The organism is Curtobacterium sp. LFS079 (genome assembly GCF_047977865.1).
Taxonomy (GTDB): domain Bacteria; phylum Actinomycetota; class Actinomycetes; order Actinomycetales; family Micrococcaceae; genus Arthrobacter.
In genome coordinates, this window is sequence record NZ_JBFPFO010000001.1 from 662,313 (window position 1) to 686,909 (window position 24,597).

Consider the following 24,597-nt stretch of genomic DNA (forward strand, 5'->3'; position numbering starts at 1 on the left):
GCTAAAGGACAAGAAAAATGCGAATTGGTGTTGATGGCAGCAAGATTCCCCACGAGGCGGATGACTCCGCAGTCCGTATCCTCGAACGCGCCCACGCAATGGGCATGGAAGGCGTCTACTTCCGTACCGTGATGGACGTTTCGCCCACCCTGGACCGTGGCCTGCTCGCCGAAGTGCGCTCCTGCGCCGATGAACTGGGCCTCTACCTGCAGATGGGCCTGGCCAAGGTCAACCCCTATGCGGCCTCCGAGGCGCCCCAAGTGCGCCGTCTCGGCGACGGCGACTACACCCGGGGGATGGTCAGGATGATCGAGGCGGCCCACGAGGCGGCCGGCGTCACCGATCTGTGGGTGGCCTGCGCCAACTACCAGCGCGGCATGCCCGGCTACTACGTCTTCGATCGCTTCCGCACGGACGCCCCTTGGCCGGACCAGCTGGTGGCTATCGAGAAGTTCCTGCGCCTGCTCGCCCCGGTGGCCCGCGAACATGGTGTGCACCTGAACATCGAGACCCACGAGGAGATCACCAGCCACGAGGTGGTGCGCCTGGTCGAATCCGTGGGCCCGGACGTCCTGGGAGTCACCTTCGACACCGCCAACGTGGTGGTGCGCGGCGAGGATCCCGTGGCGGCGGCCCGGCGCGTGGCGCCCTATACCCGTGCCACGCACCTCAGGGACTTCGTGCTCGGCGAGCAGGACGGCGTGTTCGGGCGCATCTTCGCCCCCATCGGCCAAGGCTCCATCGACTGGGACGCCGTTCTGGGCATCCTGCACGCGGCCAACCCGGAGTTGCCGCTCTCCATTGAGAACGCCGGCCCCGCCCTGCACCTGCCGATCGGCCTGGACGATCCGGAGTGGCTTGCCGTGCACCCGGACCTGGACCCGGCCGAGGTGGCCCGGATCCGCGAAATGGCCGCCGGATTCCAGGCGCGCGTGGACCGCGGCGAGGCGCTCCCGCTGACGGAACTCCGCGCGATCCCGTACGACGGCGAACGCTTCATCCTCGAGTCGGCCCAGGCGCTGCGTGCCTCCCTCGCCCGGCTCGGCATCTCGGAGGGCGTCACCACCCGCTGACCATGAGCGCGAACGTACACCTGCGTCCCCAAATCTGCTGCAGAAGGGGTCGCAGGTGTACGTTCGTGCGTATTCCCGGCCGCCGTGGAGCACAATGTCCTCATGGCATCCAAGATCACCGATGTTCCCGGAATCCGCGTAGGGCAGGTCCAGAAGGTCGGCGAAGGCTGGCTGTCCGGGGTCACAGTGGTGCTGCCGCCGCCGGGAACCGTGGGCTCGGTGGATGTGCGGGGTGGCGGGCCCGGCACCCACGAGACCGATGCCCTCGACCCCACCACCCTGGTGCCCACCGTGGACGCGGTGGTGCTGACCGGCGGCAGCGCCTACGGACTGGCCGCAGCGCACGGCGCCCAGCGCTGGTGCGAAGAGCAGGGCCGTGGCTTCGCGGTGCCCGGCGGCGTCGTGCCGATCGTTCCGGCTGCTGCCATTTTCGACCTCGGCCGCGGCGGGGACTTCGCCGCCCGGCCCGGCGCGGACATGGGTTACGAGGCGGCAGCCGCCGCGGCCGCATCCGGCGAGCAGGCCGACGTCGTCCGCGGAAACGCCGGGGCCGGTACCGGAGCGGTGCTCGGCAGGGGCGCCTTCAAGGGCGGGGTCGGCACGGCGTCGCTCACCCTCGATGGCATTTCCCCGGACGGTCCCGTGGTGGTAGGCGCCATCGCCGTGGTGAACGCACTGGGTTTTCCGGCCGGAGAACGGGTGCCGGTGGACCCACCGGAAACGTCTCAGCCGAACACCACCCTCGCCGTCGTCGCCACCAACGCGGCCCTGGACCCGGCGGAATGCAAGCGCACCGCGGGCGCAGCCCACGCCGGACTCGCCCGGGCCCTCAATCCCTCCCATACCCTTGCCGACGGCGACACCGTCTTCGCGCTGGCGACCGGCGCCGTGGCCCTTGACCGGAGCACGGAACAGGCGCGGCAGATTTCCCTGATCACGCTGCAGAGCGCAGCCGCGGAAGCGGTGCGGCTGGCCATCCTGGACGGCGTCGCCGCAGCGGAAACCATTACGACGCCGGCAGGGGAGTTCCCCGCTTTCGCCGCGGGAGGGGGCGGCCGGCAGGGGTGACAGCAGGATGCCCCTGCGCTAGCATGAGCGGATTTAACATTCCGCCCGCTTTGGCGTAGTGTTGTCTGTTGGTTGTCTGCACAGCCACGCCCATTTACAGATCCGGATTTCCGGGTCCGTTGAGGGGAAGGCAGCGGCAACCGAAAACCCAAAAACGTCCGCAGGGATTCCCTTGGGAAGGACTGCGGCAAACAACAGTTAGCGGAGGATATGGCCAAGAAGGACGGGGTCATTGAGATCGAGGGCGTTGTGACCGAGGCTCTGCCCAACGCGATGTTTCGCGTTGAGCTGACCAACAAGCACATCGTTCTCGCACACATCTCGGGGAAGATGCGCCAGCACTACATCAGGATTCTCCCTGAGGACCGCGTAGTGGTGGAACTGAGCCCTTACGACCTCACACGTGGTCGCATCGTCTACCGCTACAAGTAAATTGCTGGACGGCAGGGCGTAGCCCACGCCGTTCCAGCAGACCACCTGCAACACGCAAAGGAACGCCATGAAGGTCAAGCCGAGCGTTAAGCAGATCTGCGACAAGTGCAAAGTGATCCGCCGTAATGGCCGGGTCATGGTGATCTGCGAGAACCCGCGCCACAAGCAGCGCCAGGGCTAATTCCCCGCAAAGGGAATCAGCGCCCGCAAGGGCAAACCTGGGCTGTGCCCACGCAAGTAAATAAAGGCAGCACAAGCTGCGCTGGGACATTGAGCTACACAGAGCCCGGACAGCGAACCCCCGGTCGGAGGCTGGGGCCACACTGAAAGTGTGGGTGTACTGCCTACGACCTCCGGTTTATTCAAGGAGTACCGCCACTATGGCTCGTCTCGCTGGCGTAGACATTCCCCGCGAAAAGCGGTTGGAAATTGCGCTTACTTACATCTACGGCGTGGGCAAGACCCGTGCACACGAAACCCTGGCTGCCACCGGCATCAGCGCTGACGTCCGCGTCAAGGACCTCACCGACGCCGAGCTGGTCCAGCTGCGTGACTACATCGAGGGCAACTACAAGGTTGAGGGTGACCTTCGCCGCGAGGTAGCCGCCGACATCCGCCGCAAGGTTGAGATCGGCAGCTACGAAGGCCTGCGCCACCGCAAGGGCCTGCCCGTACGCGGTCAGCGTACGAAGACCAACGCTCGTACCCGCAAGGGCCCGAAGCGCACCGTCGCCGGCAAGAAGAAGGCCGGCCGCTAGAAATAGCGCTTGCCTTCACCCGATAACTTTCTGTAGGAGAAAACATGCCCCCCAAGACTCGTGGAGCGGTCCGTAAGCCGCGTCGCAAGGATAAGAAGAATATTGCGCTCGGCCAGGCGCACATCAAGAGCACCTTCAACAACACCATCGTGTCCATCACGGACCCGACCGGTGCTGTGATCTCCTGGGCTTCCGCCGGTGAGGTTGGCTTCAAGGGCTCCCGTAAGTCCACCCCGTTCGCTGCCCAGATGGCTGCCGAGGCTGCTGCAAAGCGCGCCCAGGAGCACGGTCTGCGCAAGGTCGACGTTTTCGTCAAGGGCCCGGGATCCGGACGCGAGACCGCAATCCGTTCGCTGCAGGCCGCTGGCCTCGAGGTTGGCTCCATCCAGGACGTCACCCCCAGCGCCCACAACGGTTGCCGCCCGCCGAAGCGCCGCCGCGTCTAGTTGACCCGCTGCGGCCGGCCGTGCCGCCGTCGGACAGTATTCTGTCCGTCCGGCACGGCCGGCAGCTCCGGAAACCAGCCGATTTCCACCACCTGTGTTGCGTCATATAGCGGATGCTCGCCGAAAGGAAACCTAAGTGCTTATTGCACAGCGCCCCACTCTGTCTGAAGAAGTAGTCTCCGAGAACCGCTCGCGTTTCATCATTGAACCGCTGGAACCGGGCTTCGGCTACACCCTCGGCAACTCCCTCCGCCGTACCCTGCTCTCCTCCATCCCCGGTGCCGCTGTTACCAGCATCCGGATCGATGGCGTGCTGCACGAGTTCACGACGGTTCCGGGTGTCAAGGAAGATGTCACCGAGATCATCCTGAACATCAAGAACCTCTCCGTGTCCTCCGAGCACGATGAGCCGGTTGTCGCGTACCTGCGCAAGCAGGGTCCCGGAGTCGTCACGGCAGCGGACATTGCTCCGCCCGCCGGCGTCGAATTCCACAACCCGGATCTGCACATTGCCACGCTGAACTCGAAGGGCAAGTTCGAACTCGAACTGACCATCGAACGCGGCCGCGGCTACGTTTCGGCAGCTCAGAACAAGTCCGGCGACTCCGAGATCGGCCGCATCCCGGTCGACTCGATCTACTCGCCGGTCCTGAAGGTGACTTTCCGCGTGGAAGCCACCCGTGTTGAGCAGCGCACCGACTTCGACAAGCTGATTGTCGACGTCGAGACCAAGCAGGCCATCGCCCCGCGCGATGCCGTTGCTTCCGCAGGCACCACCCTGGTGGAACTGTTCGGTCTGGCCCGCGAGCTGAACACCGCAGCTGAAGGTATTGAGATCGGCCCGTCGCCCACCGACGCAGCCCTGGCTGCCGACATGGCACTGCCGATCGAGGATCTGGACCTGACCGTCCGTTCCTACAACTGCCTCAAGCGTGAGGGCATCCACACCGTGGGTGAACTCGTTGCCCGCTCCGAGGCTGACCTGATGGACATCCGCAACTTCGGTGCCAAGTCCATCGACGAGGTCAAGGCAAAGCTCGTGGAACTGGGCCTGTCCCTGAAGGACTCGCCTCCCGGTTTCGACCTTGCAGCCCGCGCCGCAGCCATCGAAGAGGACGACGCCGCGTTCAGCGACGACGAGCTCTAACACAGATCTTGGCCATCGGGTCCCGGACGGACCAGTACGGCCTTCATTACAGGAGAAATTACTATGCCTACCCCCACTAAGGGTCCGCGCCTCGGAGGCGGTCCGGCTCACGAGCGCCTGATGCTCGCGAACCTGGCAGCATCGCTGTTCGAACACAAGCGCATCACCACCACGGTCACCAAGGCCAAGCGCCTGAAGCCGTACGCAGAGCGCCTGGTCACCTTCGCCAAGCGTGGCGACCTGTCCTCCCGCCGCCGCGTTCTCGGCCTGATCAGCAACAAGGGCATTGTCCACGAGCTGTTCACCGACATCGCGCAGGCTGTGGAGAACCGCGATGGCGGCTACACCCGCATCACCAAGATCGGCAACCGCAAGGGCGACAACGCTCCCATGGCTGTCATCGAGCTGGTTCTCGAGCCGCTGTCCCCGAAGCAGGCCGTTGTAGCCGAAGCCACCCAGGCCGCCGAGAAGGCTGCTCCGGTTGCTGAGGAAGCTGCCGCTGAAGAGGTCGTCGAGACCGAAGCTGCTGAGGCCGAGGTTGCCGAGACCGAAGAGGCTCCGGCTGCTGAGGAAGCTGCCGAGGCTCCGGCCGAAGAGGCTGCCAAGGACGAGAAGTAATTCGCTGAATTCTTCCCGATAGACTTGGGTCCATGAACGAACAAGAACCCGCTGCCCCCGTTTCCGGGGGTGGTGGGTTCTTGCGTATCCGGATGGATTTGTCCTACGACGGCGGCCCGTTCAGCGGCTGGGCCGTGCAGCCGGGACTCCGCACCGTGCAAGGCTGCCTGGAGTCCGCTCTGGAGCTGGTGATCCGCCGGCCGGTGCGTGTCACCGTGGCGGGCCGCACCGACGCCGGCGTGCACGCCCGCGGTCAAGTGGTCCATGTGGACCTGTCTGCGGAGGAGTGGTCCCGGCTGTCCCGCGGGGGACTGTACGAGCCGGCTGCAGCCCTGCAGCGGAAGCTGCGCGGTGCGCTCGGCAGGGTCCTGGAGGGGCACCACGGTGCTGGTGGAATTCGCGGTGCCATTGAGATTCACGACGCCGGCCCGGCGCCGTCGGGCTTCGACGCCCGGTTTTCGGCGCTGTGGCGCCGTTACAGCTACCGGATTGCCGACGGCCCGGAACGCTGGGACCCGCTGCTGCGGGGACTGACCCTCTGGCACAAGGCCTCCCTGGACGAAGCCCGCATGAACCAGGGCGCAGCCGAGCTCCTGGGGCTGCAGGACTTCCGGGCATACTGCCGTCCAAGGGAGGGCGCCACGACCATCCGGGAACTCCAGGCATTCGAATTCGAGCGCGGCGTCGACGGCGTGCTGGTGGCCAGGGTCCAGGCTGACGCCTTCTGCCACAACATGGTGCGGTCCCTGGTGGGGGCGGCGCTGCGCGTGGGGGAGGGCCTGGAAACCCCGCAGTGGATGCACGAACGCCTGCTCGCCGGGGTCCGGGATGCGAAGTCGGTGCTCGCCGCGCCCCACCCTTTGGTGCTGGAGCATGTGGCGTATCCGGCCGACGGCGAGCTGCTCGCCCGGGCCGAGCTGACCCGGGCGAAACGGGAGTAGTTTTTCTCCTGCCGCCGTCACGGGAAGTCCTGCCCATGGCCGTTTGCAGGCGATCTTGGCAGGATGCAGCCATGACTCAATTTGTGGGCGCTGACCCTGCGCAGTTGCGTGCCCTCGCGAAGCAGATGGCCAAGAGCGCCGACCGGATCGGCTCCTCCGTGCGGACGCTGTCCTCCTTGCTGGACGCGCCGGGCTCTTGGCTGGGCCCGGACATGCAGGGATTTCGGCAGTCTTGGCAAGGCGAGCTGATGCCGCGCTCCAAATCTGTTGTGCAGAGCTTGCTGCAAGCGTCCAAGGCGTTGCAGGCCAACGCCGATGAACAGGAGAAGGCCAGCCAGGGCGCCGGGGGCAAGGATGGCGGTGGGTCCGACGGCGGTGGAACCGGCAAGGGCGATCGCCGGGATGAGTCCCGGGGTTCTGCCGGTTCACGCACCGGACGCGGCAGCGCGGGTGGCGACCCCGGTGGACAGACACCGGGTGACGACGCCTATCCCGGCGGGCTCGGAGCTCCGGTGCCCGGAGAATCGGTTCCCAAGCCCGAGGCCCCTCCCTGGAAATCGGATCCGGACTCGCAGGAACACGGTTCCGAGGACGCCGGATTCGGCGATCACGCCACAAAACTGGGAGTAGAAGCGGCTGCCAACGCCGCGACGCCGCTGATTCCGAACGCTTCCCGGAACTTGCTGCACTTCCTGGGAAACTCCGGCGAGCCGCTCGAACAGGATGTGGACCAGATACTCGAAGACTGTCCGGACTTTTCCGACCAAGCCGATGCCGACATCGAGAACCTTGCCAAGCGCGCCGTTCAGGACGCCCACAACACCGGCGCGACCGGGCCGGTTACCTATCCAGTGAACACCGATTGGAAGGGTTACTACATCGGCAAGGAAGAAAGTGCGGACTGGTTTTACGCCAGCGGCGGCATCAGCTACAGCACCCAAGGGCAGGTAACGGTGTATCCGCCCAGCACACCCGGCGGCGAATGGACGTACAAGACAGAGACCACCGTGAGCTACCGTGACCGGTACAACTGGGATGGCGGCAAGTCCACGGATATTGGGCCGCTTAACGTGTCCGATGAACAGCTTGGAAGGCTTAACCAAGTGGGAATCGCACAGAATTACAACATGACCGGTGAATCCTCCACACACCACGGCTCGGGAAGCGTGAAATGAACAGGCGTACCTTGGCGCCCTTGGCCATGGCTGGCATCCTGCTTGCCGGCTGCGCTGCACCCGCAGGCGTCCCGCCGACCACGACGACAGGAACAGACATGGAAACCGAATCCACGGCAGCTGCCGATGCACGCGCCGTCGCGCTTTCCCTCTTCGAAACGGTGGGGCTTTCACTGCCGGAAGACGCAAGGGACATCACTGTGGACGACAGTCCCCTCGAGCCATTCGAGAACGCGTCCCTGACCAGCTTCAAGGCCGGCACAGCCAGGATGATGGCTGTGTGCGAATCGGCCGGCGCCATGGTCAGCCCGGATGCCAAGATCGGCGCACAGGACGCGAAGGTCCTCCGGGGCGCCGAGTTGGAGGAGGGTTCCACTCTCTGCTCGAAGGACTCGGACTCCGGGCGTGGCCCGGCTTTCCGGGTGGTCGTCCCGCCGTCCGAGGCCGGGACTGTCTACGTGGCCGTCTACCAACTGCCGACGGGGCGCTGAGCGGCCACTTCCCGGACGTGAGAGACCCCCTTCCGGCTCTGGGTACCGGAAGGGGGTCGGGATGACCACTGCGGCTCTGGGTACCGGGTGGTCGGTGTGGCGGCGCCCCCTCGCAAAGGGTGCCAAATCGGGTACCTCCCTCCGGCAGTTCCAGCAGCTGCCGGTGGTGGCGTCGAGGTACTCCAGGTGCCTGCCCAGACAGGCGGTCGGGTGGTTGGTGTCAGGGGAGACCGAGGGCTGCCTTCAGGGTGTTGGTGAGGGCGCCGTAGTACTGATTAAGCGCGGCACCGAACAGTCCGACTCCGATGACGATGACGATTGCGATGAAGCCTGCCAACATCGAGTATTCAGTGGCCGTGCTTCCGCGTTCGCCGTTCTGGTGCCCGCCCTGCGGAACCGAGGGGTCCCGGTCCGCGCCTTGGGCGCTCATTGGAACAGCCTTGCGATTGAGAGCGCGGCCGGCCCAAGGACGATGACGAGAAGTGCCGGGAAGATGCAGACGATCAAGGGGAAAAGAATCTTCACCGGGATCTTCATGGCATGTTCCTCGGCGCGCTGCCGGCGCTTGAGCCGCATCTCCTGAGCCTGTGCTTTGAGTACTTTGGCAATGGCGATGCCGTATTCATCGGCCTGCACAACCGACCGGATGAAGCTGCGCACGTCGGGGACGTCCGCACGCCCGGCGAAGGCCAGGTAGGCATCCTTCCTGCTGCGCCCCACCTGGATGTCCTGAAGGGTGCGGATGAGTTCGTCCGAGAGCGGTCCTTTTCCGTTTTCGGCGGCCCTTGCCATCGCGGCTTCGAACCCGAGGCCTGCCTGGACCGAAATCAGCATCTGATCGAGCACATTCGGCAGTGCAAGTTTCATTGCTTGCCGACGCTTTTGCGCGTTGTTACGGATGAGGATGTCCGGAACGAAGTACGCGAACACCGTCACTCCAAGGCCCAGCAAGGCTTTGCCGGCAGAAGGATCGACAAGGAAGAGCATGGCGCCAAGGACGGCTCCGCCCAGGGCCAAGAGGGGCTTGACCATGAGGACCCGGGGCAACGGCCAGTCTTTGGGCCGACCCGCTCCGGCAAGTTGTTTGTCGAGCCAGGCTACGTAGCCAACGGGGGCAAGTTGCCGGGACTTTTCAGACAACCATTGGGCGGCGTTCGCCGGTCGGGCGGCGACGGCTGCCTTCTGGCCGAGGTTCTTCCGGATGTTGCGCATTGCGACGCGGTCGTCCGTGAAAGCGAGCCACACCATCCAGGAGACCGGTGCGATGATTGCCAGCATGGCAGCATAAGCAAAGGGTTGCATGGCTCCTCCTAGTACTTCGGCTTGATGAGTCGGCTCAGCCAGAACGATCCCACGGTCAGCATGATCACCGCGACGGCGATCAGGATGAAACCGGGAAGCGTCGACGTGAAGGTGGTCGCATACAGGGGATTCATGAAGCAGAGAATGACGAACATGACCACGGGCAAAGACACCAGCACGATCGCGGATACTCTGCCCTCTGCGCTGAGCGCCCGGACCTGCCGGCGGATCTGGTTCCTGTCACGGATGGTTTCACCGACGTGGTCGAGGACCTCTGCCAGATCTCCGCCGACTTCCCGGTGGATTTCGATGGCCTGGGTAATCCAGGTGAAGTCCTCGTTCGATGTCCTGAAAGCGACCTCATGCATCGATTCGCCGAGGTCCCGGCCGATCCGGGTTTCGTTGACAACCCGCGTCAGTTCTTCTGACATCGGGGTTTCATTTTCCCTGGCCGCGGCATCGACTGCCCTGAGAAGGCTGTGCCCGGCACGCATTCCGCCGGTGAGCATCTGGAGCGTGTCCGGGACCTGCTCATCGAAGTGTGCCTGGCGGCGGGCAGTGATCAATTTCAAGGCCAGCACCAGCCCGATGACGGCAAGTACGCACATCACGACGGCGAAGATGAAGCCTGCCAGGACAAAACCGGCGACCCCGGCAATGAGCACCACGACGCCGGAAATCAGGATGTAGTCCGACGTTTGCTTCTTCAGGCCGGCCGCATCCAGCCGGGCCTGCGAGAGTAAGCCGCCGGATCCCATGTGGATCCTCGAGTCGATGGCTCCCTTTGCGGTGTCCGTGAGCACCGTCAGGGCCGACTGCCGGATCTGGATCCCAGGTTGCCGGCGTTGGATGTCGAGGGAGCGGGTGGGCTTGAGCACCAGCAGCACCACGAACAGCAGGGCCAGATAGACTCCGAGCAGGCCGGCCACCAGCATGAGGGGCGAGCCCTCGGCGGCGTTCATCGCCGTCCTCCCGGAACCAAGGGACCGAAAACTGCCGGCGAGATCGGGATACCCAGCTCCGCAAAGCGGTCGGTGAACCGCGGACGCACACCTGTCGGCATCGGCTTGCCGAGGAAGCGCCCGTTGGCATCGACCCCTGCCGAGTAGTCGAACACGAAGGCATCCTGCAGGGTCACAATATCGCCCTCCATGCCCTGGACCTCGGTCAGGTGCGTGATGCGGCGGGTGCCGTCACGGAGGCGCGTGATGTGCACAATGAGGTTCACGGCGGAGGCGACCTGCTCGCGGATGGCCCGCAGGGGCAGGTCCATGCCGGCCATCAGCACCAAGGTCTCCAGGCGGGCGATGGCATCGCGCGGCGAGTTGGCGTGGACTGTGGAAATCGATCCGTCATGGCCGGTGTTCATGGCCTGCAGCATGTCCAGTGACTCGCCGCCGCGGACCTCGCCGACCACGATGCGGTCGGGACGCATGCGCAGCGAGTTCCGGACCAGGTCACGGATGGTGACTTCACCCCGTCCCTCGATGTTGGCTGGCCGGCTTTCCAGACGCACCACATGTTCCTGCTGGAGCTGGAGTTCCACCGCGTCCTCGATGGTGACAATCCTGTCGTCCGACGGGATGAAGGAGGAGAGCACATTCAACAGGGTAGTCTTGCCCGTACCTGTACCGCCGGAAACGATGATGTTCATCCGGGCCAGGACACAGGCCCTCAGAAGTTCGGCCATTTCCGGGGTCAGGCTGCCGAACTCGATGAGCTTATTGACAGTCAGGGCTTCCCGGCCGAATTTCCGGATGGTGAGGGAAGGGCCATTGACTGCCAAGGGCGGAATGATGGCGTTCACGCGTGAGCCGTCGGCCAGACGGGCATCCACCAAAGGCGACGACTCGTCAATCCGACGCCCCACCCTGGAGACGATCCGTTCGATGACGCGCCGCAAGGCGTCGTCCGAAGCAAACTTCGCTTCCGTCTTGTAGAGCCGGCCGTACCGTTCCACGTAAACGCTGTCGTAGCGGTTGACCATCACCTCAGTGATTTCAGGATCGTCGAGGAAACGTTGGATCGGTCCGTGCCCCAGGACGTCATCGATGATTTCTGAGGTCAGGCGATGGCGTTCGGCAGCCGTGAGGGGGACCTGTTCGGCGTCGACGACGAGTTTCAGCTCGTCGCGGACGTACTGGTGCAGTTCCGCCTCGTCCAGGGACGAGTCCGTCAGACGGGATCCCATGCGTTCGTACAGAGCTGTACTTGCGCGTTCCTTGAGGCTTCCCAATGCCTCGCTGGCGAGGGCAGTCGATTGCATGCTGTCGTCGCGCTGTGAGTTCGTCTGTGCGACTTCCGCAGCACGGACTTCCTGGAAACGGCTGAGCGTTGGCGTTTCGGCGGACGAGGCATTGGACGCCTCGCCGGGAGCAGCTGCGCCACCGCCCGAGGGTTCGTCACCGTGAAGGCTTTCGAGCCTGCGTGAGAGGTTCACCGGACTACCGCCCTTCTGTGAAGTTGCTTGTGGGTTCGTTCATCCCAATTGGGCTTGAAGCGTTCCACCAGGGAACGCAGGCCTTTGGCCGCCGCGTCCCGCCTGTTGTCCTGCAGCAGGGGGACGCCCTTGTTCGTAGAGAACGGCAGGGTCTTCGAGCGCGGAATCGCGACATCGACGGGCACGCCGATGGTCGCCTCCACATCAGTCAGGACCAGGCCGCTCCGTGGGTCGGCCATGTTCAGCACTACATGCCGGTGCTGCGGCAGGAGCTGCAGTTCCTCAAGGATGTGCAGGCCGGTCCGCAGCCCACGGATGCTTGGTATGTCCATGCCGCAGACCCACACCGCGTCTGTCGCATTTTCAAGGGCCGCCAACACATGCTCGCCGAGGCCGGGAGCCGTGTCGATGACGACGTACTGGAACTCGTGCCTCAGCTGCCCCAGAAGGTGGCTGACATGCTCGGCCTTGATGCGGTCCATTTCCACCGGGTTGCGGGGGGCACAGAGCGCGTAGATGCTGGCCGGGTGGACGCTCAGGTAGGTCTTGAGCACCATGGAATCCTGGCTTGCCGGCCCGAGGACGGCGTCGGTGATGGTGTGCTCCGGCTCCAGGAGCAGGCCGCTTGCGACGTCGCCGAACTGCAGGTCCAGATCGACGATGACGACGCCCATCGGGGCCATAGCGCCAAGCCCAACGGCGAGGTTCGTGGCTACGGTGGTCTTGCCGACTCCACCCTTGGGCGACATGACGGCGATGACCCGTCCGCCCGATGCCTGGTCCGGGGACTCGATGGCGCTGGGGGCAAGCCCCCGACGCCGTCCTGCCGCTGCGAGGCTGGCACGTTCGACCATGACGCGGATTCCGTCGGCCTCGGCTGCCGGGGACAGGATGTCCCTGACGCCGGCGCGCATGGCCGCCAGGACCAGTTCCGGAGTCTGTTCGGCCGCGAGGACCACGCTGATTTCCGGGAACTGCAGGTCCAGCAGGGAAGCGTGCTTGAGGGATTCGGTGATGTTCAGGCCGGGACCAAGGATGAGGACCTCCGGGGGCTCACCCAGGAGTTGGCTGAGGATGTCCTGCGGCCCTTCCGGAAGGTAGTCCGCCTGGAACCACTGCAGGCTGCCGCTCATGCCGGCTGTGGCCGAACGGACCCTGCGTTCGAAGTCGGTGTCCGGTGTGATCAGAATGAAGCGGCTCATCGGAATACCTTGCCGAGAGTCATCACTCCGGAGTTGCCTTGGGTGGCATCGCCCGGTTCCTTGCTCAGGTAGACGGCTCCGAACTCGACCGCGAAGACGATCTTTTCGACGTCGCTTGCCGGCCGGGCCAGGGTCACCAGGTAGGTACCCCGTGCGGACGCGTTCTTGTTCGCGTTGAGGGAGCCGCTGTCGGTGGCCTGGGCCTGGGACGTTGTGGAGTCCGTGATGGTGCCGGTGGCGTCCTGGACTGCCGTGACAAGGACCTTGTGCAAGGACAGCTGTGTCATGGCCGGGACTTTGTTGTCCTGTGGCTTGAAGGACAGCAGCACACCGACTGTGTCTCCGGCCTGGAGATTGCCTCCGACAACGCGCTCGATGTCGAGCTTGACCGTGACTTCCTGTAGCCCCGTAGGTACGGCCACCCGGCCGCGGCCGAGGAGCGATCCCGGATCCACCATGCGCGAGGCAAGCACTTGCTCACCGGGCATGAATTCGATGGAAGAGACCTTGTTTCCCAGATCGCCGAGGCTCCTGACGCTGTCCTCGGCAATGGCCGACTTCGGGACCGCCTTCTTGATGACGCTGTCGCCGAACTTGTCGACGCCGGTGCCGGCGGGAATTTCCTTCTGAACGATGTAGACCTCTTCGGTCTCAGTGTTGGCCAGGGCCCGCCTGTCGGCGCCTTGGACGTAAACGAGAAGCATCACCGTCCCGATGATGGCTACGACAAGCGCAGCGATGCCTCCCAGTAGGCGTGTTTTCACTTTCTTCTCCTGTCGATGCGCGGAAGGCGTGGAACCGGTCCGCTATTTGATGAGTTTCACGATGACGGTGCCGAGGTTTTGCCCAGACCCGGCGCCACCGCCTGCGGCGGCATCGATGGTGACGTACTTGACGAATTGCCCGATGATGCAGCGGTCGTTTCCTCCGGAGCATGCAAGGTTGGAGTTGCCGGTTGCTGCCGTGGTGTTGCGGTACTCGTAGGGACTGCCGTTGCCGAACTTCCACCCGACGATCTTGAAGGTGGCGTATCCGATGATGTGGTAGAGCGCACCGTTGCCGGTACCGGTCATGGTGTCGAAGACCGGGAAAGCAACCTGGACTGTCTTGCCGGCAGCCAGGTCGTTGATCCAGCCCTGCAGGATGGTGGAGCACTGCGTCGGCTTGTTGTTGCCGGGGTCCGAACCGACCACATTGCCCACTGTGGTCACGGCGTAGCAGTCTCCATCGGGATCATCGAGCCAGCCCCAGCCGCCCGGAACGACGTGTCCGGAGGGATTGGTGCAGGTGGTGCCCGGTTTCCAGGAGATCTTCTGCATGCTGCCCGTAGCCACTCCTCCGCTCAGGTCCCAGCACTTGTTGGAGAATGCGAGCGGGAAGGCGCCGTTCCCGCCCGGGAACGTCAGGCCGGCGGTTGCAGAGGCCCCCACGGTGGCCGGAGGTGCGTTCAGGGCGCTGGCGAACATCTTGTTCAGGAAGCCGCCGCCGCTGCCGTTGATCGTCGAGGTCCTGACCGTGACCCGGTTCGCAACGCTCAGGTCCACTGAATCGACCGCGGACTTGCCATCCCGGGCGTTTCCATTCGCGAGTGACTTGGCCGAAGACTCGGCACTGGCCTGCGTGCAGCCCATGCTGGATGCACAAAGCTGTGCCACCGCCAGAGCCCCGGCGTCCGCGCCGTTTTGGAGTTCACCCCGTTCGACGTAGATTTGCCCCACGTCCACGGCGATTGCGCCGGCACCGATCAACGCCAGGAGCATGAGTGCAACCGTCACACCGGCTGCGCCGCGTTCCTTGCCTTTTGGCTCTTTTTTCTCAGCCCTGTGGCGCGGCTTTGAATTCTTGACTAACCGCCACATCGCATTGCCCCCACTCCGGTGCTTGTAAACGAACCCACGAATGAAATGGAATTGCCGGAGATCCGCATCGCAAATCCAGTGAGCGAATTCGTGGTGTATTGCGCGGTGACTTTTACCGTGCTGTTCGGGGCGCAGGTAATATCCTTGCTAAAGGAAATGGGATTGCTCAGGCTTGGTGCCCCGGCTTTGCCGGCGGCCGTTGCCTTGCTCCAGTCCCCGGTGATGGCGTACGTCCTGGCGGCTTCCCTTGCGGCCTGGGTGACTGATATTTCGATCCCCATGGCGTATGAAAATTCGATGATCCCGGCCACCAGGAGGAGCAGGAAGGGAACAACAAGGGCGAATTCAACGGCAACAGCGCCCCGGGATTTTTCCGTGGCGCGGCCTCTTTGGTGCTTCATGTGACCCCCCAGATGGCCGTATTGTGTGATGTTTCCCAGAAATGGCGGTGCCGCGCCCGCGCTGAGCGGACGCGGCACCAAGAAGGTTGGACGAGCGAACTACGCCGTGCGCCACGAACCGACGGTGGCGGCCAGATCGCCGAACCACTTGTTGAGTGCGCCGCCGAAGGCGGTGACTCCGATGAGGACGACGAGAGCGATGAAGGCCACGAGCAGCGAGTATTCAGTGGCGGTCGCGCCCTTTTCGGAGGTGAAGCGATCCTTGATGCCGGCGATGAATACGAGCACTGGAATCATGAGAGATGACATTGGAAAATCCTTCCCAGATAAGGTGAATTGTTTTTGGCCGAATTCCCAGCCGCCCCCATATCCAGCGGTTCGGATTTCGATACCAAAAGAATTCACCCGGGGGAGGGAAGGTGGCAAGACATGGCTGTACTCGACTTTTATCGGGGCACCTTGACGGTTTTTGTGTGAGTACTCAGTTTCTATTCCAAGTACTACTTGGAAGCGGGCTGGGCCTGTTCGTTAAGTACTCGGGCCCGCCGGAGTGTAACTAGTGGAGAAGGAGCAGGACGCCAATGGCCGCAGCGAACATCGGCGGGCCGTGGGGCGTCTCTTTCGGCGCATTTCCGCGCCCCAGCCGCAACATCAGCACCGTGGACACGCCACCTACCGCAAAGCCCAGCAGCCCCCCGTAGAACACCTGTGTCCAACCCAAGTAGCCCAAGTACACGCCAAGGGGTGCTGCGAGCTTCACATCGCCCATTCCGAGGCTCCTCGGAGAAATTAATCCGAGAATCAGGTAGCCGGCGAAGAGAACCGCGCCGCCGGCGGCTGCCCGAAGCAGCGCACCCCAGTCCGAACCGAGTGCCGCGGAGGCCGTGAAGAGGGCCAGTCCGGCTGCCAGGAGTCCCAGAACCAGGGGATTTGGAAGCAAATGCAAGGCAATATCCACCCGCGAGAGCTGGACCGCCAAGACCCCCAGGGCAAGAAAAGCCGGCAATTCAGGAGAAATGCCAAAACGCCACACAAACAGGACGAACAAAACAGCGGTGATTGCCGCCGTCGTAAGCCTCGCCCAAAGGGGTGGCATGCTGCCAAGCCGCGGCAGCCAGAGATTGATGGCGAGGTCCGCCAGCAGGCTCAAGCCGGTGCCTGTGATCCCGGCAAGAACAAGCAATACAGGGGCGGCGGTCACCGGCACCTCCTCGGACAGCGGCGGACAGTTCCCCTCATTTTGACCCTGCAAGCGCCTTGGCGCTATTGTTGATAGTCGTTGTGCGTGTCCTTTCTCGATGACACATGCCCGCTCGGGGATCCAGTTGCAGGATCACATACCCGGGAGGCATTTCGAGACCTTGGGATGACTGGTTACATAGAGCCCTCACCTCTGTTCCGGTAGCGCATACAGAGTAGGTCCACGCTTGTGCGTGTGGCCTAAAACATGAACGCCAGAACAAGAACGAGGCAAAACCGTGCGTACGTACACCCCGAAGCCCGGCGATATCAACCGCCAGTGGCACGTCATTGACGCCACCGATGTTGTCCTTGGTCGTCTTGCCAGCCAGACCGCAACACTGCTGCGCGGAAAGCACAAGCCGACCTTTGCGTCCCACATGGACATGGGCGACTTCGTCATCATCATCAACGCCGAGAAGGTCGCACTGACCGGCGCCAAGCTGGAGCAGAAGCGCGCATACCGCCACTCCGGCTACCCGGGCGGCCTGACCTCCGTCAACTACGCGGAACTGCTTGAGTCCAACCCGGTTCGCGCCGTGGAGAAGGCTGTCAAGGGCATGCTCCCCAAGAACTCCCTCGCCGCTCAGCAGCTGAGCAAGCTCAAGGTCTACCGTGGCGCTGAGCACCCGCACGCTGCCCAGCAGCCGAAGACTTTCGAAATCACCCAGGTCGCCCAGTAGTCCTGGCCACCAAACAACTTTTTATACAAGGAGAATCGTGGCTCAGAACGAAGAACTGACCAACGAAGCCGTTGAGGCTGAGGAACTGACCAGCTACACCTCTGAAAGCGCACCGGCTGACGCTGCGCCGAAGAAGGAGCGCCCCGCACTGACCGTTGCCGGCGCAGCTGTTGGCCGCCGCAAGGAAGCCGTTGCACGCGTCCGCGTTGTGCCGGGCTCCGGCAAGTGGACCATCAACGGCCGCGAGCTGGCCAACTACTTCCCGAACAAGCTGCACCAGCAGGAAGTCAACGAACCCTTCAAGATCCTCGAACTTGAAGGCGCCTACGATGTCATCGCCCGCATCCACGGTGGTGGCCCCTCCGGCCAGGCCGGTGCGCTGCGCCTCGGTGTTGCCCGTTCGCTGAACGAGATCGACGTCGAGAACAACCGCCCGACCCTTAAGAAGGCCGGCTTCCTGACTCGTGACGCCCGCGTCATCGAGCGTAAGAAGGCCGGTCTCAAGAAGGCACGTCGCGCCCCGCAGTACTCCAAGCGCTAAATCGCTTTTTGGACGCCTTGCGTCCAGCTGGAAGCCCGTTCCGCCGTCTCGGCGGGGCGGGCTTTCGCCTTTTCCGTAATCCCATGGGCGGCACGTGGGTCGAGTCCGGGAGACGGCTGGCCTTCGTCTAGACTTGAGCCGATGTCTAGATTATTTGGAACGGATGGCGTGCGCGGTCTCGCAAACGGGGCCCTCACCGCCGAGCTGGCCCTCCAGCTCGCCCAGGCCGCCGCCGTCGTACTTGGCCATGACCGCACCCCCGATGGAAAGCGTCCGCGCGCCGTCGTTGCCCGTGACCCGCGGGCGAGCGGCGAGTTCATTGCAGCGTCCGTCGAAGCTGGCCTGGCCAGCTCCGGAGTCGACGTCTTCGACGCCGGCGTGCTGCCAACTCCCGCGGCAGCCTACCTGGTGGCGGACCTCGACGCCGATTTCGGCGTCATGATTTCCGCCTCCCACAACCCTGCCCCGGACAACGGAATCAAGTTCTTCGCGCGCGGCGGGCAGAAGCTGCCCGACGACGTCGAGGACGCCATTGAGGCGCAGCTCGGCAAGGAGCCCTCCCGCCCCGTGGGCGGCGAGGTCGGACGCATCCAGCGCTTTTCGGACGCCGAAGACCGCTATATCGTCCACCTGCTCACCACCCTGCCGCGCCGCCTTGACGGGCTGCGCGTGGTCCTGGACTGCGCCCACGGTGCCGCGAGCGGCTGCTCTCCACAGGTCTTCAAGGATGCCGGGGCCGACGTCATCGTCATCGGTGCCGAACCGGACGGCCTGAACATCAACGATGGCGTCGGCTCGACCCATCTGGGGCCCCTGAAGGAAGCCGTGCTGAAGTACGGCGCCGACCTCGGTGTGGCCCACGACGGCGACGCTGACCGCTGCCTTGCGGTGGACCACGAGGGCAATGAGGTTGACGGGGACCAGATCATGGCAATCCTCGCCCTGGCCCTCAAGGAAACCGGGAAACTCAAGGACGACGTCCTCGTGGCGACCGTCATGAGCAACCTTGGCCTCAAGATCGCCCTGCGCAAGGCAGGCATCGCCATCCGCGAAACCGCCGTCGGGGACCGTTACGTGCTCGAGGAAATGCGCGCGGGCGGATACAGCCTGGGCGGCGAGCAGTCCGGACACGTGATCTTCTCGGATTACGCCACTACGGGCGACGGTGTCCTGACAGGACTCCAGCTGGCGGCGCAGGTGGCGCGCTCCGGACGTTCCCTGAAGGAGCTCGCGGCCTCCATGACCAAGCTTCCGCAGCTGATGATCAACGTGAAGGGCGTGGACAAGTCCCGTGCCGCCACTGATGAAGGCGTGGCCGCGGCCGTGGCGGCAGCCGAATTGGAACTTGGCGAATCAGGACGCGTCCTGCTGCGCCCTTCCGGCACGGAGGCCTTGGTCCGTGTGATGGTGGAAGCCGCCGACATGGAAACGGCCGAGCGCATCTGCACCGAGCTTGCCGGCGTGGTGGAGGACCGCCTCGGGATTCCCCGCGAACTCGCGGTCTGAGGATTTCCCCCGAAAGACAACTGTGGCCCGCCTCTTGGGAGGCGGGCCACAGCCACTTCTGCTGTGCTATTTGTTGGCCAGGCTGTCACGGATTTCGGTGAGCAGCGAGATCTGCGGATCGGCAGCTTCCTCTTCCTGCGTGATGCCCAGTTTTGCGTTGCGGCGCTCGATCAGGTGGTTCATGGGTGCAACAACGATGAAGTAGATCGCGCCCGCTACGAGCACGAAATTGATGATGGCAGCAAGCACGCTGCCGTAGGCAAAGCCTTCCCAGGTCATCCCGGCAAGGTCCTTGGCGTTGAAAAGACGGGCAATCAGTGGGGTCAGGAGACCCTTGACGATCGCATCGACCACCGCGTTGAAGGCGGCGCCGATGACGACGGCTACGGCAAAGTCGATGACGTTGCCCTGCATGACAAACTTCTTGAATCCGTTCAACATGGCTCCAAAATAGCGCAGGACATGCGAAGGATCCGGGAATTCAGCGGTAGCCGGGTGCCGGTTCCAGCCCGAAGTACTCCTCCAGCGCGGTGATGTCGCGCTTCGCCATGTCCCGGGCGGCCTCGATTCCCACGAACCGCAAATGCCAAGGCTCGTAGTAATAGCCGGTGGTGTCCTGCATCGTCCACGGGTACCGCACCACGAACCCGTACTTGTAGGCGTTGGCCTTGACCCAGACGGCCGCCGGCTGTTCGGCAAAGCACGGCTGGAAGCTGCAGGCTCCGCCGCCGTCGCCGATGTCGAAGGCCCAACCGGTCTGGTGCTCCGAAAATCCGGGCCGGGCCGAGGCCGTGTCCGCGGAGGCTCGTCCTCGCGTGCTGACGTAGCCGTTGTACGTGGCAGTCTGCGTCTGGAAGGAACGGTATCCGGAGGCCAGCGTGATGCTCACTCCCGCAGTGGCTGCCGCTGCGAAGAGCTTTTCGGCCGCAGCCGCCGTCGTGCTGTTGAGCAGCGCGGACTCGCCGCTGGTGGCGAGCTGCACGGCCGGCTGGACCAGGTCCGGCGGAACGAACTGCAGGGGCCTGAGCGGCCGGTGCTTGTTGACTATCACCCAGGGGCTGCGCGGGTCGGTCAGCGAATGCTGCTTCGCGAGGGACGCCGACGGCGACAACGCGCCTTTGCGGGGCGCGGCGACCGGCTGCTTGGCAACCGGCTGCTTGGCGGGCGTAGCGACCGGGCTGCTTGCCGCCGTCGGGCCGGCCGGTGCGAAGGTGGTGCTTGCTGCGGCCGGGCTGCCTGTCGCGACGGTTCCCTTGGAGTCCTCCGGGGTGCACGCGGTGAGCGCAGCCATCCCGAGGCCCGCAGCGAGCAGCGCCGTGAAGGTCCTGCGGTCCGGCGCATTGTTGTGGCACATGCGTGCTAGACCTTTCGGAGGAGCATCCTGCGGATGGTGTGGTCGGCGTCCTTGGTGAGCACCAGTTGGGCGCGGCCGCGGGTGGGCAGGACGTTCTCTTCAAGGTTCGGTTCGTTGATGCGCTTCCAAATGCCGCGGGCCGTCGCTTCGGCCTCGGCGTCGGACAGTGTGGCGTAGCGGTGGAAGTAGGACTCCGGTTGCGCGAAGGCGGTGCCGCGGAGCTTCCTGAAGCGGTCCACGTACCACTCCTCGATGTACGAGGTCTTGGCATCCACGTAGATGGAGAAGTCGAAGAAGTCGCTCAGGGCCAGGCCCTGCCGGCCGTCGTGCCGCGGACGCGCCGGGGCCAGGACGTTCAGGCCTTCGACGATGAGCACGTCCGGGCGGCGGACCACTACTTCCTTGTCAGGCACGATGTCGTAGGTGACGTGCGAGTACCACGGGGCGCGGACTTCCTCGGCGCCGCCCTTGATTTCGCTCACGAAGCGAAGGAGCGCCCGGCGGTCGTAGGACTCCGGGAAACCTTTGCGCTCGAGCAGGTGCCGGCGCTTCAGTTCGGCCAGGGGGTAAAGGAAGCCGTCGGTGGTGATGAGTTCCACGTTCGGGGTGCCGGGCCAGCGGCGCAGCATCTCGCGCAGCACACGGGCGATGGTGGATTTCCCGACGGCGACCGAACCGGCAACGCCGATCACGAAAGGGGTGCGCTGGGTCTGTTCGCCGAGGAAGGTGGTGGTGGCGGCGTGCAGCTGGTGGGATGCCTCCACATAGAGGTGCAGGAGCCGCGACAACGGCAGGTAGACCTCCCGCACTTCCTTCATGTCGAGGGGGTCGCCGAGGCCCCGCAGCCGGATGATGTCCTCTTCATTGAGAGGCTGCTCCATCTGCGCGGCCAGGCGGCTCCAGGTCTGCCTGTCCAGCTCCACGAAAGGCGACGAAGTATCGCCATTCGCCTCGTTGCGTTGCAAAGTCACCTAAGTGATTCTGCCCTTCCCGGACTCCAACACGAAATGCGGGCAGCCCGGCTCCGGTGCGGAGCGGGCTGCCCGGCAGTATGTGCTATTCGGCGTCGTGGTCGGTTTCGAGGACCTGGACCAGGTAGTCGAGGGCCTGCTCCGCCCCGCCGCCTTCGGCCCGGAGCACCACCACGTCGCCCTGCGCGGCGCCGAGCGTCATGAGCGAAAGGATGCTGGCGGCGTCGAGGGCGTCGTCGGCGGGTTCTCCCTGCATGGCGATGGTGACCTCGACCGGCTGCTCGCCCGCGGCTTCCGCGAACAAGGCGGCGGGGCGGGCGTGCAGGCCGGAGCGACTGGCGATGGTGGCTGTGCGTTCGGGCATGGTTTCTCCTGGAATTGGTCCGGTGAAAGGGAACTTAGAGGCCGAGTTCTTCGAGCACGGGAAGTTTGGCGCGGACCCAGTCGCGCGCTTCGGCGGCGCCGGGTGCCGTGAGGGCGAGCCGGGCCAGCTCCTGTGCCTGCTCCAGGGTGACCGTCCTCAGGACCGTGCCCACCGCGGCCAGCGAGCGGGCGGTCATCGAGAGCGTGGACACGCCCAGGCCGGTAAGTACGACGGCGAGGGCCGGGTCCGCGGCAGCCTCGCCGCAGACGCCCACGGGTTTGGCGCTGCCGCCCCGTTCGGAAGCTTCCTGCGCCGAGCCTTCGACAGTGAGCCGCACCAGCCGGAGGACGGCGGGCTGCCAGGGCGTGTTGAGCTCGGCGAGGGGGCCAAGCTGGCGATCCGCGGCCATCGCGTACTGGGTGAGGTCGTTGGTGCCGAGCGAGGCGAAGCCGACTTCGTGCAGTACGGAGGCCGCCGTCAACGCTGCGGAGGGGACCTCGACCATGACGCCCGGGGTTTTCAATCCCGCCGCTGCGCACAAGGAAGCGAACCGTGCGGCCTCGGCGGCCGTGGAGATCATGGGTGCCATGACCCAGACGTCGGCTTCGGATTCGTCGGCAGCCCGCGCGATCGCCTCAAGCTGGCGTTCGAGGACGCCCGGAGTGGTGAAGTCCGTCCTGTAGCCGCGGACGCCGAGCGCGGGGTTGGGTTCGGTGGCGTCCGTCAGGAACGGCAGGGGCTTGTCGGCGCCGGCGTCGAGGGTGCGCAGGACCACCTTCTTGCCGGGAAACGCCTCGAACACGGCCTTGTACGCGGCAGCCTGCTCATCCACGGAGGGCTCGGTGTCGCGTTCGAGGAAACAGAATTCGGTGCGGAACAGGCCGACTCCCTGGGCGCCGAGGGCGACAGCGGCCACGGCGTCCTTGGCCCCGCCCACATTGGCCAGGAGCGGCACCAGGTGACCGTCCGCCGTCGTGCCGTTTCCGTCGAAACCTGCCAGCGTCGCGGAGGTTTCCGCCCAGGCCGTGGCGGCCGCGCGCTGCTCCTCGGACGGCGAAACAGCAATGAAGCCGGCGGCGCCGTCCACATACACTTCGGAGCCGTCCGCCACCTCGTCCACGCCATGCGCGGCAACCACCGCGGGCAATCCCAGGGACCGGGCGATGATGGCGGTGTGGGACTGCGGTCCGCCGCCGGAGGTCACCAGGGCCAGGACTTTGGCAGGATCCAGGGTGGCGGTATCCGCCGGGGCGAGATCCTCGGCCACCAGGATGAAGGGTGCCTCCGAGGAGGGGATACCGGGGGCCGGGACGCCGCGCAGTTCGGCGACGATGCGGGCGCGCACATCCAGCACATCGGTGGCGCGCTCGGCCATGTACCCGCCAAGGTTGTGCAGCATCTCGGCGACGGACGCAGCGGCCTCCCAGACGGCGCGTTCCGCCGAGGTGCCCGCATTGATGAGCTTTGCGGCCGACTTGAGAAGCATGGTGTCCCGGGCCATCAGGGCGGTGGCCTCCAGGACGGCCTTTCCATCGCCGGAGGCGGTATCCGCGCGGGCCTTGAGGCCGTCGTGCACTGCATGCGCCGCGGCCTTCAGGCCGGCGATTGCGGCTTCCGCACTGATGGCCGGGTCCAGGCGCTCGCCCGACGGCGGTTCGGTCACCGCCTTGGGCATACGGCGGACGGGGCCGACGATGCGGCCCGGGCTGACTCCTACGCCTTGGAAATTCTGCACTGAATCCTCTGCTTCTGCTTGATCGTCCGGATCCGGCGGCAACGGCACCGCGGATCCGGAAAAATTGTCTGTGAGCCACTTCATATAGCGTCGCTATAGATGCTAGGGTAGCGGCTATGAGTTTCGATGACCAGCTTCCGCCCAAAGTCCGGCTGCTCCGCGCGGCAGCCGAATTGCTGGCGAATTCGGAAGGGTCAGCGGTCTCAACGCGCCAGATCACCAAGCTGGCCGGGGTCACGGCACCCACGCTCTACCACCACTTCGGCGACAAAGAAGGTCTGTTCGACGCTGTTGTGTCAGCCGGCTTTGAAGAGTACGTGGCAGGGGAGCGCGACTTTGCACCCTCCGGGGAACCACTGGAGGACATCCGGCGGATGTGGGACAACCACGTGGCGTTCGGACTTGCCCAGCCCCATCTGTACCTGGTGATGTTCGGCAACATCAGGCCGGAAAGCCGCCCGGCCGTCGTGGCTGACGCCGAGGGGCTCCTGGAAGAAATGCTGAACAAGGCCGCGATCGCCGGCCAGATCAACGTGCCGCCCCGCGAAGCGGCACGAAGCATCCTCGCAGCCAACGTGGGTGTCACGCTCATGCTCATCTCCGAACCGGCGGAAGACCGGAACCTCGAGCTCTCAACGATGACCCGGGATTCCATGATCTTCGCCGTCTCCACGGAAACCGCCCGTGGCGCCGCAGCGGAGGACTCCGGTAAGTCCTCCGTGGTTGTTGCGGCAATCGCCCTGAATGCGGCACTGCAGGCCTCGCATTCGGACCAACTGTCCAGCTCTGAACTGAAGCTCTTCCTTGAGTGGCTTCACCGCATTTCCAGCAGCTAAGCGCTGCCTTCTGCA

The 24,597-nt window shown here is 64.7% G+C and carries 30 protein-coding genes; 15 read left to right on the forward strand and 15 right to left on the reverse strand.

Going from position 1 to position 24,597, the window contains the following annotated elements; translation table 11 throughout:
• The first annotated feature begins 17 nt into the window (after positions 1 to 17).
• From ACNQPB_RS03105 to ACNQPB_RS03155, 11 genes are all read left to right on the forward strand, one after another.
• Entirely contained in the window at positions 18 to 1,073 is a 1,056-nt protein-coding gene (locus tag ACNQPB_RS03105) for a sugar phosphate isomerase/epimerase family protein (RefSeq protein WP_498748983.1), read from the forward strand.
• A 102-nt stretch (positions 1,074 to 1,175) separates the two neighbouring features.
• Positions 1,176 to 2,141 carry a P1 family peptidase gene (locus ACNQPB_RS03110; RefSeq protein ID WP_498748985.1) on the forward strand — a complete coding sequence of 322 codons (966 nt, stop codon included), beginning with the start codon at positions 1,176 to 1,178 and terminating at the stop codon, positions 2,139 to 2,141.
• A 210-nt stretch (positions 2,142 to 2,351) separates the two neighbouring features.
• A complete protein-coding gene (infA, locus tag ACNQPB_RS03115; protein WP_009358723.1) occupies positions 2,352 to 2,573 on the forward strand; it encodes a translation initiation factor IF-1 in 222 nt (73 codons plus the stop codon).
• 67 nt (positions 2,574 to 2,640) lie between these two features.
• Positions 2,641 to 2,754: a 50S ribosomal protein L36 gene (gene rpmJ, locus ACNQPB_RS03120; protein ID WP_011775570.1), complete on the forward strand. Its 114-nt coding sequence runs from the start codon at positions 2,641 to 2,643 to the stop codon at positions 2,752 to 2,754.
• Positions 2,755 to 2,953: 199 nt separating this feature from the next.
• Complete coding sequence (gene rpsM, locus ACNQPB_RS03125; protein ID WP_011775569.1) at positions 2,954 to 3,331, forward strand: 30S ribosomal protein S13; 378 nt, start codon at positions 2,954 to 2,956, stop codon at positions 3,329 to 3,331.
• A gap of 44 nt (positions 3,332 to 3,375) precedes the next feature.
• Positions 3,376 to 3,777 (forward strand): 30S ribosomal protein S11, encoded by a 402-nt coding sequence (rpsK, locus tag ACNQPB_RS03130; RefSeq protein WP_021472435.1) that lies wholly within the window; start codon positions 3,376 to 3,378, stop codon positions 3,775 to 3,777.
• 136 nt (positions 3,778 to 3,913) lie between these two features.
• Positions 3,914 to 4,924 (forward strand): DNA-directed RNA polymerase subunit alpha, encoded by a 1,011-nt coding sequence (locus ACNQPB_RS03135; protein ID WP_011692778.1) that lies wholly within the window; start codon positions 3,914 to 3,916, stop codon positions 4,922 to 4,924.
• A 63-nt stretch (positions 4,925 to 4,987) separates the two neighbouring features.
• Positions 4,988 to 5,542: a 50S ribosomal protein L17 gene (gene rplQ / locus ACNQPB_RS03140; protein ID WP_498748988.1), complete on the forward strand. Its 555-nt coding sequence runs from the start codon at positions 4,988 to 4,990 to the stop codon at positions 5,540 to 5,542.
• Positions 5,543 to 5,574: 32 nt separating this feature from the next.
• Positions 5,575 to 6,483: a tRNA pseudouridine synthase A gene (locus ACNQPB_RS03145; protein WP_498748990.1), complete on the forward strand. Its 909-nt coding sequence runs from the start codon at positions 5,575 to 5,577 to the stop codon at positions 6,481 to 6,483.
• Between the two features lie 71 nt (positions 6,484 to 6,554).
• The gene (locus tag ACNQPB_RS03150; RefSeq protein ID WP_498748991.1) at positions 6,555 to 7,658 is read left to right on the forward strand and encodes a WXG100 family type VII secretion target; all 1,104 of its coding nucleotides are present in this window, start codon (positions 6,555 to 6,557) and stop codon (positions 7,656 to 7,658) included.
• Positions 7,655 to 8,149 carry a hypothetical protein gene (locus ACNQPB_RS03155; RefSeq protein ID WP_498748993.1) on the forward strand — a complete coding sequence of 165 codons (495 nt, stop codon included), beginning with the start codon at positions 7,655 to 7,657 and terminating at the stop codon, positions 8,147 to 8,149. The genes ACNQPB_RS03150 and ACNQPB_RS03155 overlap by 4 nt, the downstream gene beginning before the upstream one ends.
• Positions 8,150 to 8,369: 220 nt before the next feature.
• Here ACNQPB_RS03155 and ACNQPB_RS03160 read toward each other — a convergent pair whose 3' ends face one another.
• From ACNQPB_RS03160 to ACNQPB_RS03205, 10 genes are all read right to left on the reverse strand, one after another.
• Complete coding sequence (locus tag ACNQPB_RS03160) at positions 8,370 to 8,579, reverse strand: Flp family type IVb pilin (protein WP_498748995.1); 210 nt, start codon at positions 8,577 to 8,579, stop codon at positions 8,370 to 8,372.
• Positions 8,576 to 9,451: a type II secretion system F family protein gene (locus ACNQPB_RS03165; RefSeq protein WP_498748996.1), complete on the reverse strand. Its 876-nt coding sequence runs from the start codon at positions 9,449 to 9,451 to the stop codon at positions 8,576 to 8,578. Before ACNQPB_RS03165 ends, ACNQPB_RS03160 begins: the two co-directional genes overlap by 4 nt.
• A gap of 8 nt (positions 9,452 to 9,459) precedes the next feature.
• Entirely contained in the window at positions 9,460 to 10,413 is a 954-nt protein-coding gene (locus tag ACNQPB_RS03170) for a type II secretion system F family protein (RefSeq protein WP_498748998.1), read from the reverse strand.
• Positions 10,410 to 11,891, reverse strand: coding sequence for a TadA family conjugal transfer-associated ATPase (locus ACNQPB_RS03175; RefSeq protein WP_498749000.1), 1,482 nt, complete (start codon positions 11,889 to 11,891; stop codon positions 10,410 to 10,412). The genes ACNQPB_RS03170 and ACNQPB_RS03175 overlap by 4 nt, the downstream gene beginning before the upstream one ends.
• Positions 11,888 to 13,093 (reverse strand): CpaE/TadZ family protein, encoded by a 1,206-nt coding sequence (locus ACNQPB_RS03180; RefSeq protein WP_498749001.1) that lies wholly within the window; start codon positions 13,091 to 13,093, stop codon positions 11,888 to 11,890. The genes ACNQPB_RS03175 and ACNQPB_RS03180 overlap by 4 nt, the downstream gene beginning before the upstream one ends.
• The gene (cpaB, locus tag ACNQPB_RS03185) at positions 13,090 to 13,857 is read right to left on the reverse strand and encodes a Flp pilus assembly protein CpaB (RefSeq protein WP_498749002.1); all 768 of its coding nucleotides are present in this window, start codon (positions 13,855 to 13,857) and stop codon (positions 13,090 to 13,092) included. The genes ACNQPB_RS03180 and cpaB overlap by 4 nt, the downstream gene beginning before the upstream one ends.
• Before the next feature lie 42 nt (positions 13,858 to 13,899).
• Entirely contained in the window at positions 13,900 to 14,868 is a 969-nt protein-coding gene (locus ACNQPB_RS03190; protein WP_498749003.1) for a Tad domain-containing protein, read from the reverse strand.
• 71 nt (positions 14,869 to 14,939) lie between these two features.
• The gene (locus tag ACNQPB_RS03195) at positions 14,940 to 15,353 is read right to left on the reverse strand and encodes a TadE/TadG family type IV pilus assembly protein (protein WP_498749004.1); all 414 of its coding nucleotides are present in this window, start codon (positions 15,351 to 15,353) and stop codon (positions 14,940 to 14,942) included.
• 99 nt (positions 15,354 to 15,452) lie between these two features.
• Positions 15,453 to 15,662, reverse strand: a complete 210-nt coding sequence (locus tag ACNQPB_RS03200; RefSeq protein WP_498749006.1) for a Flp family type IVb pilin — start codon at positions 15,660 to 15,662, stop codon at positions 15,453 to 15,455.
• A gap of 247 nt (positions 15,663 to 15,909) precedes the next feature.
• Positions 15,910 to 16,554, reverse strand: coding sequence for a prepilin peptidase (locus ACNQPB_RS03205; protein ID WP_498749008.1), 645 nt, complete (start codon positions 16,552 to 16,554; stop codon positions 15,910 to 15,912).
• A 277-nt stretch (positions 16,555 to 16,831) separates the two neighbouring features.
• On the opposite strand from ACNQPB_RS03205, the gene rplM reads away from it, so the two are divergent.
• The 3 genes from rplM (at position 16,832) to glmM (ending at position 19,322) form a co-directional block, all read left to right on the forward strand.
• Positions 16,832 to 17,275 (forward strand): 50S ribosomal protein L13, encoded by a 444-nt coding sequence (rplM, locus tag ACNQPB_RS03210; protein ID WP_074587749.1) that lies wholly within the window; start codon positions 16,832 to 16,834, stop codon positions 17,273 to 17,275.
• 37 nt (positions 17,276 to 17,312) lie between these two features.
• Positions 17,313 to 17,816 (forward strand): 30S ribosomal protein S9, encoded by a 504-nt coding sequence (gene rpsI, locus ACNQPB_RS03215; RefSeq protein ID WP_498749010.1) that lies wholly within the window; start codon positions 17,313 to 17,315, stop codon positions 17,814 to 17,816.
• 141 nt (positions 17,817 to 17,957) lie between these two features.
• Positions 17,958 to 19,322, forward strand: a complete 1,365-nt coding sequence (glmM, locus tag ACNQPB_RS03220) for a phosphoglucosamine mutase (RefSeq protein ID WP_498749012.1) — start codon at positions 17,958 to 17,960, stop codon at positions 19,320 to 19,322.
• A 66-nt stretch (positions 19,323 to 19,388) separates the two neighbouring features.
• Here glmM and mscL read toward each other — a convergent pair whose 3' ends face one another.
• From mscL to ptsP, 5 genes are all read right to left on the reverse strand, one after another.
• Positions 19,389 to 19,763 carry a large conductance mechanosensitive channel protein MscL gene (gene mscL / locus ACNQPB_RS03225; RefSeq protein WP_498749013.1) on the reverse strand — a complete coding sequence of 125 codons (375 nt, stop codon included), beginning with the start codon at positions 19,761 to 19,763 and terminating at the stop codon, positions 19,389 to 19,391.
• 40 nt (positions 19,764 to 19,803) lie between these two features.
• Positions 19,804 to 20,676, reverse strand: coding sequence for a M15 family metallopeptidase (locus ACNQPB_RS03230; RefSeq protein ID WP_498749015.1), 873 nt, complete (start codon positions 20,674 to 20,676; stop codon positions 19,804 to 19,806).
• Between the two features lie 5 nt (positions 20,677 to 20,681).
• Positions 20,682 to 21,647, reverse strand: a complete 966-nt coding sequence (coaA, locus tag ACNQPB_RS03235; RefSeq protein WP_498749016.1) for a type I pantothenate kinase — start codon at positions 21,645 to 21,647, stop codon at positions 20,682 to 20,684.
• An 85-nt stretch (positions 21,648 to 21,732) separates the two neighbouring features.
• A complete protein-coding gene (locus tag ACNQPB_RS03240) occupies positions 21,733 to 22,011 on the reverse strand; it encodes an HPr family phosphocarrier protein (RefSeq protein WP_498749017.1) in 279 nt (92 codons plus the stop codon).
• Positions 22,012 to 22,045: 34 nt separating this feature from the next.
• Positions 22,046 to 23,746 (reverse strand): phosphoenolpyruvate--protein phosphotransferase, encoded by a 1,701-nt coding sequence (gene ptsP, locus ACNQPB_RS03245; protein ID WP_498749019.1) that lies wholly within the window; start codon positions 23,744 to 23,746, stop codon positions 22,046 to 22,048.
• 116 nt (positions 23,747 to 23,862) lie between these two features.
• Here ptsP and ACNQPB_RS03250 point away from each other — a divergent pair, with 116 nt between their 5' ends.
• Positions 23,863 to 24,582, forward strand: coding sequence for a TetR/AcrR family transcriptional regulator (locus ACNQPB_RS03250; protein WP_498749021.1), 720 nt, complete (start codon positions 23,863 to 23,865; stop codon positions 24,580 to 24,582).
• Positions 24,583 to 24,597 lie beyond the last annotated feature (15 nt).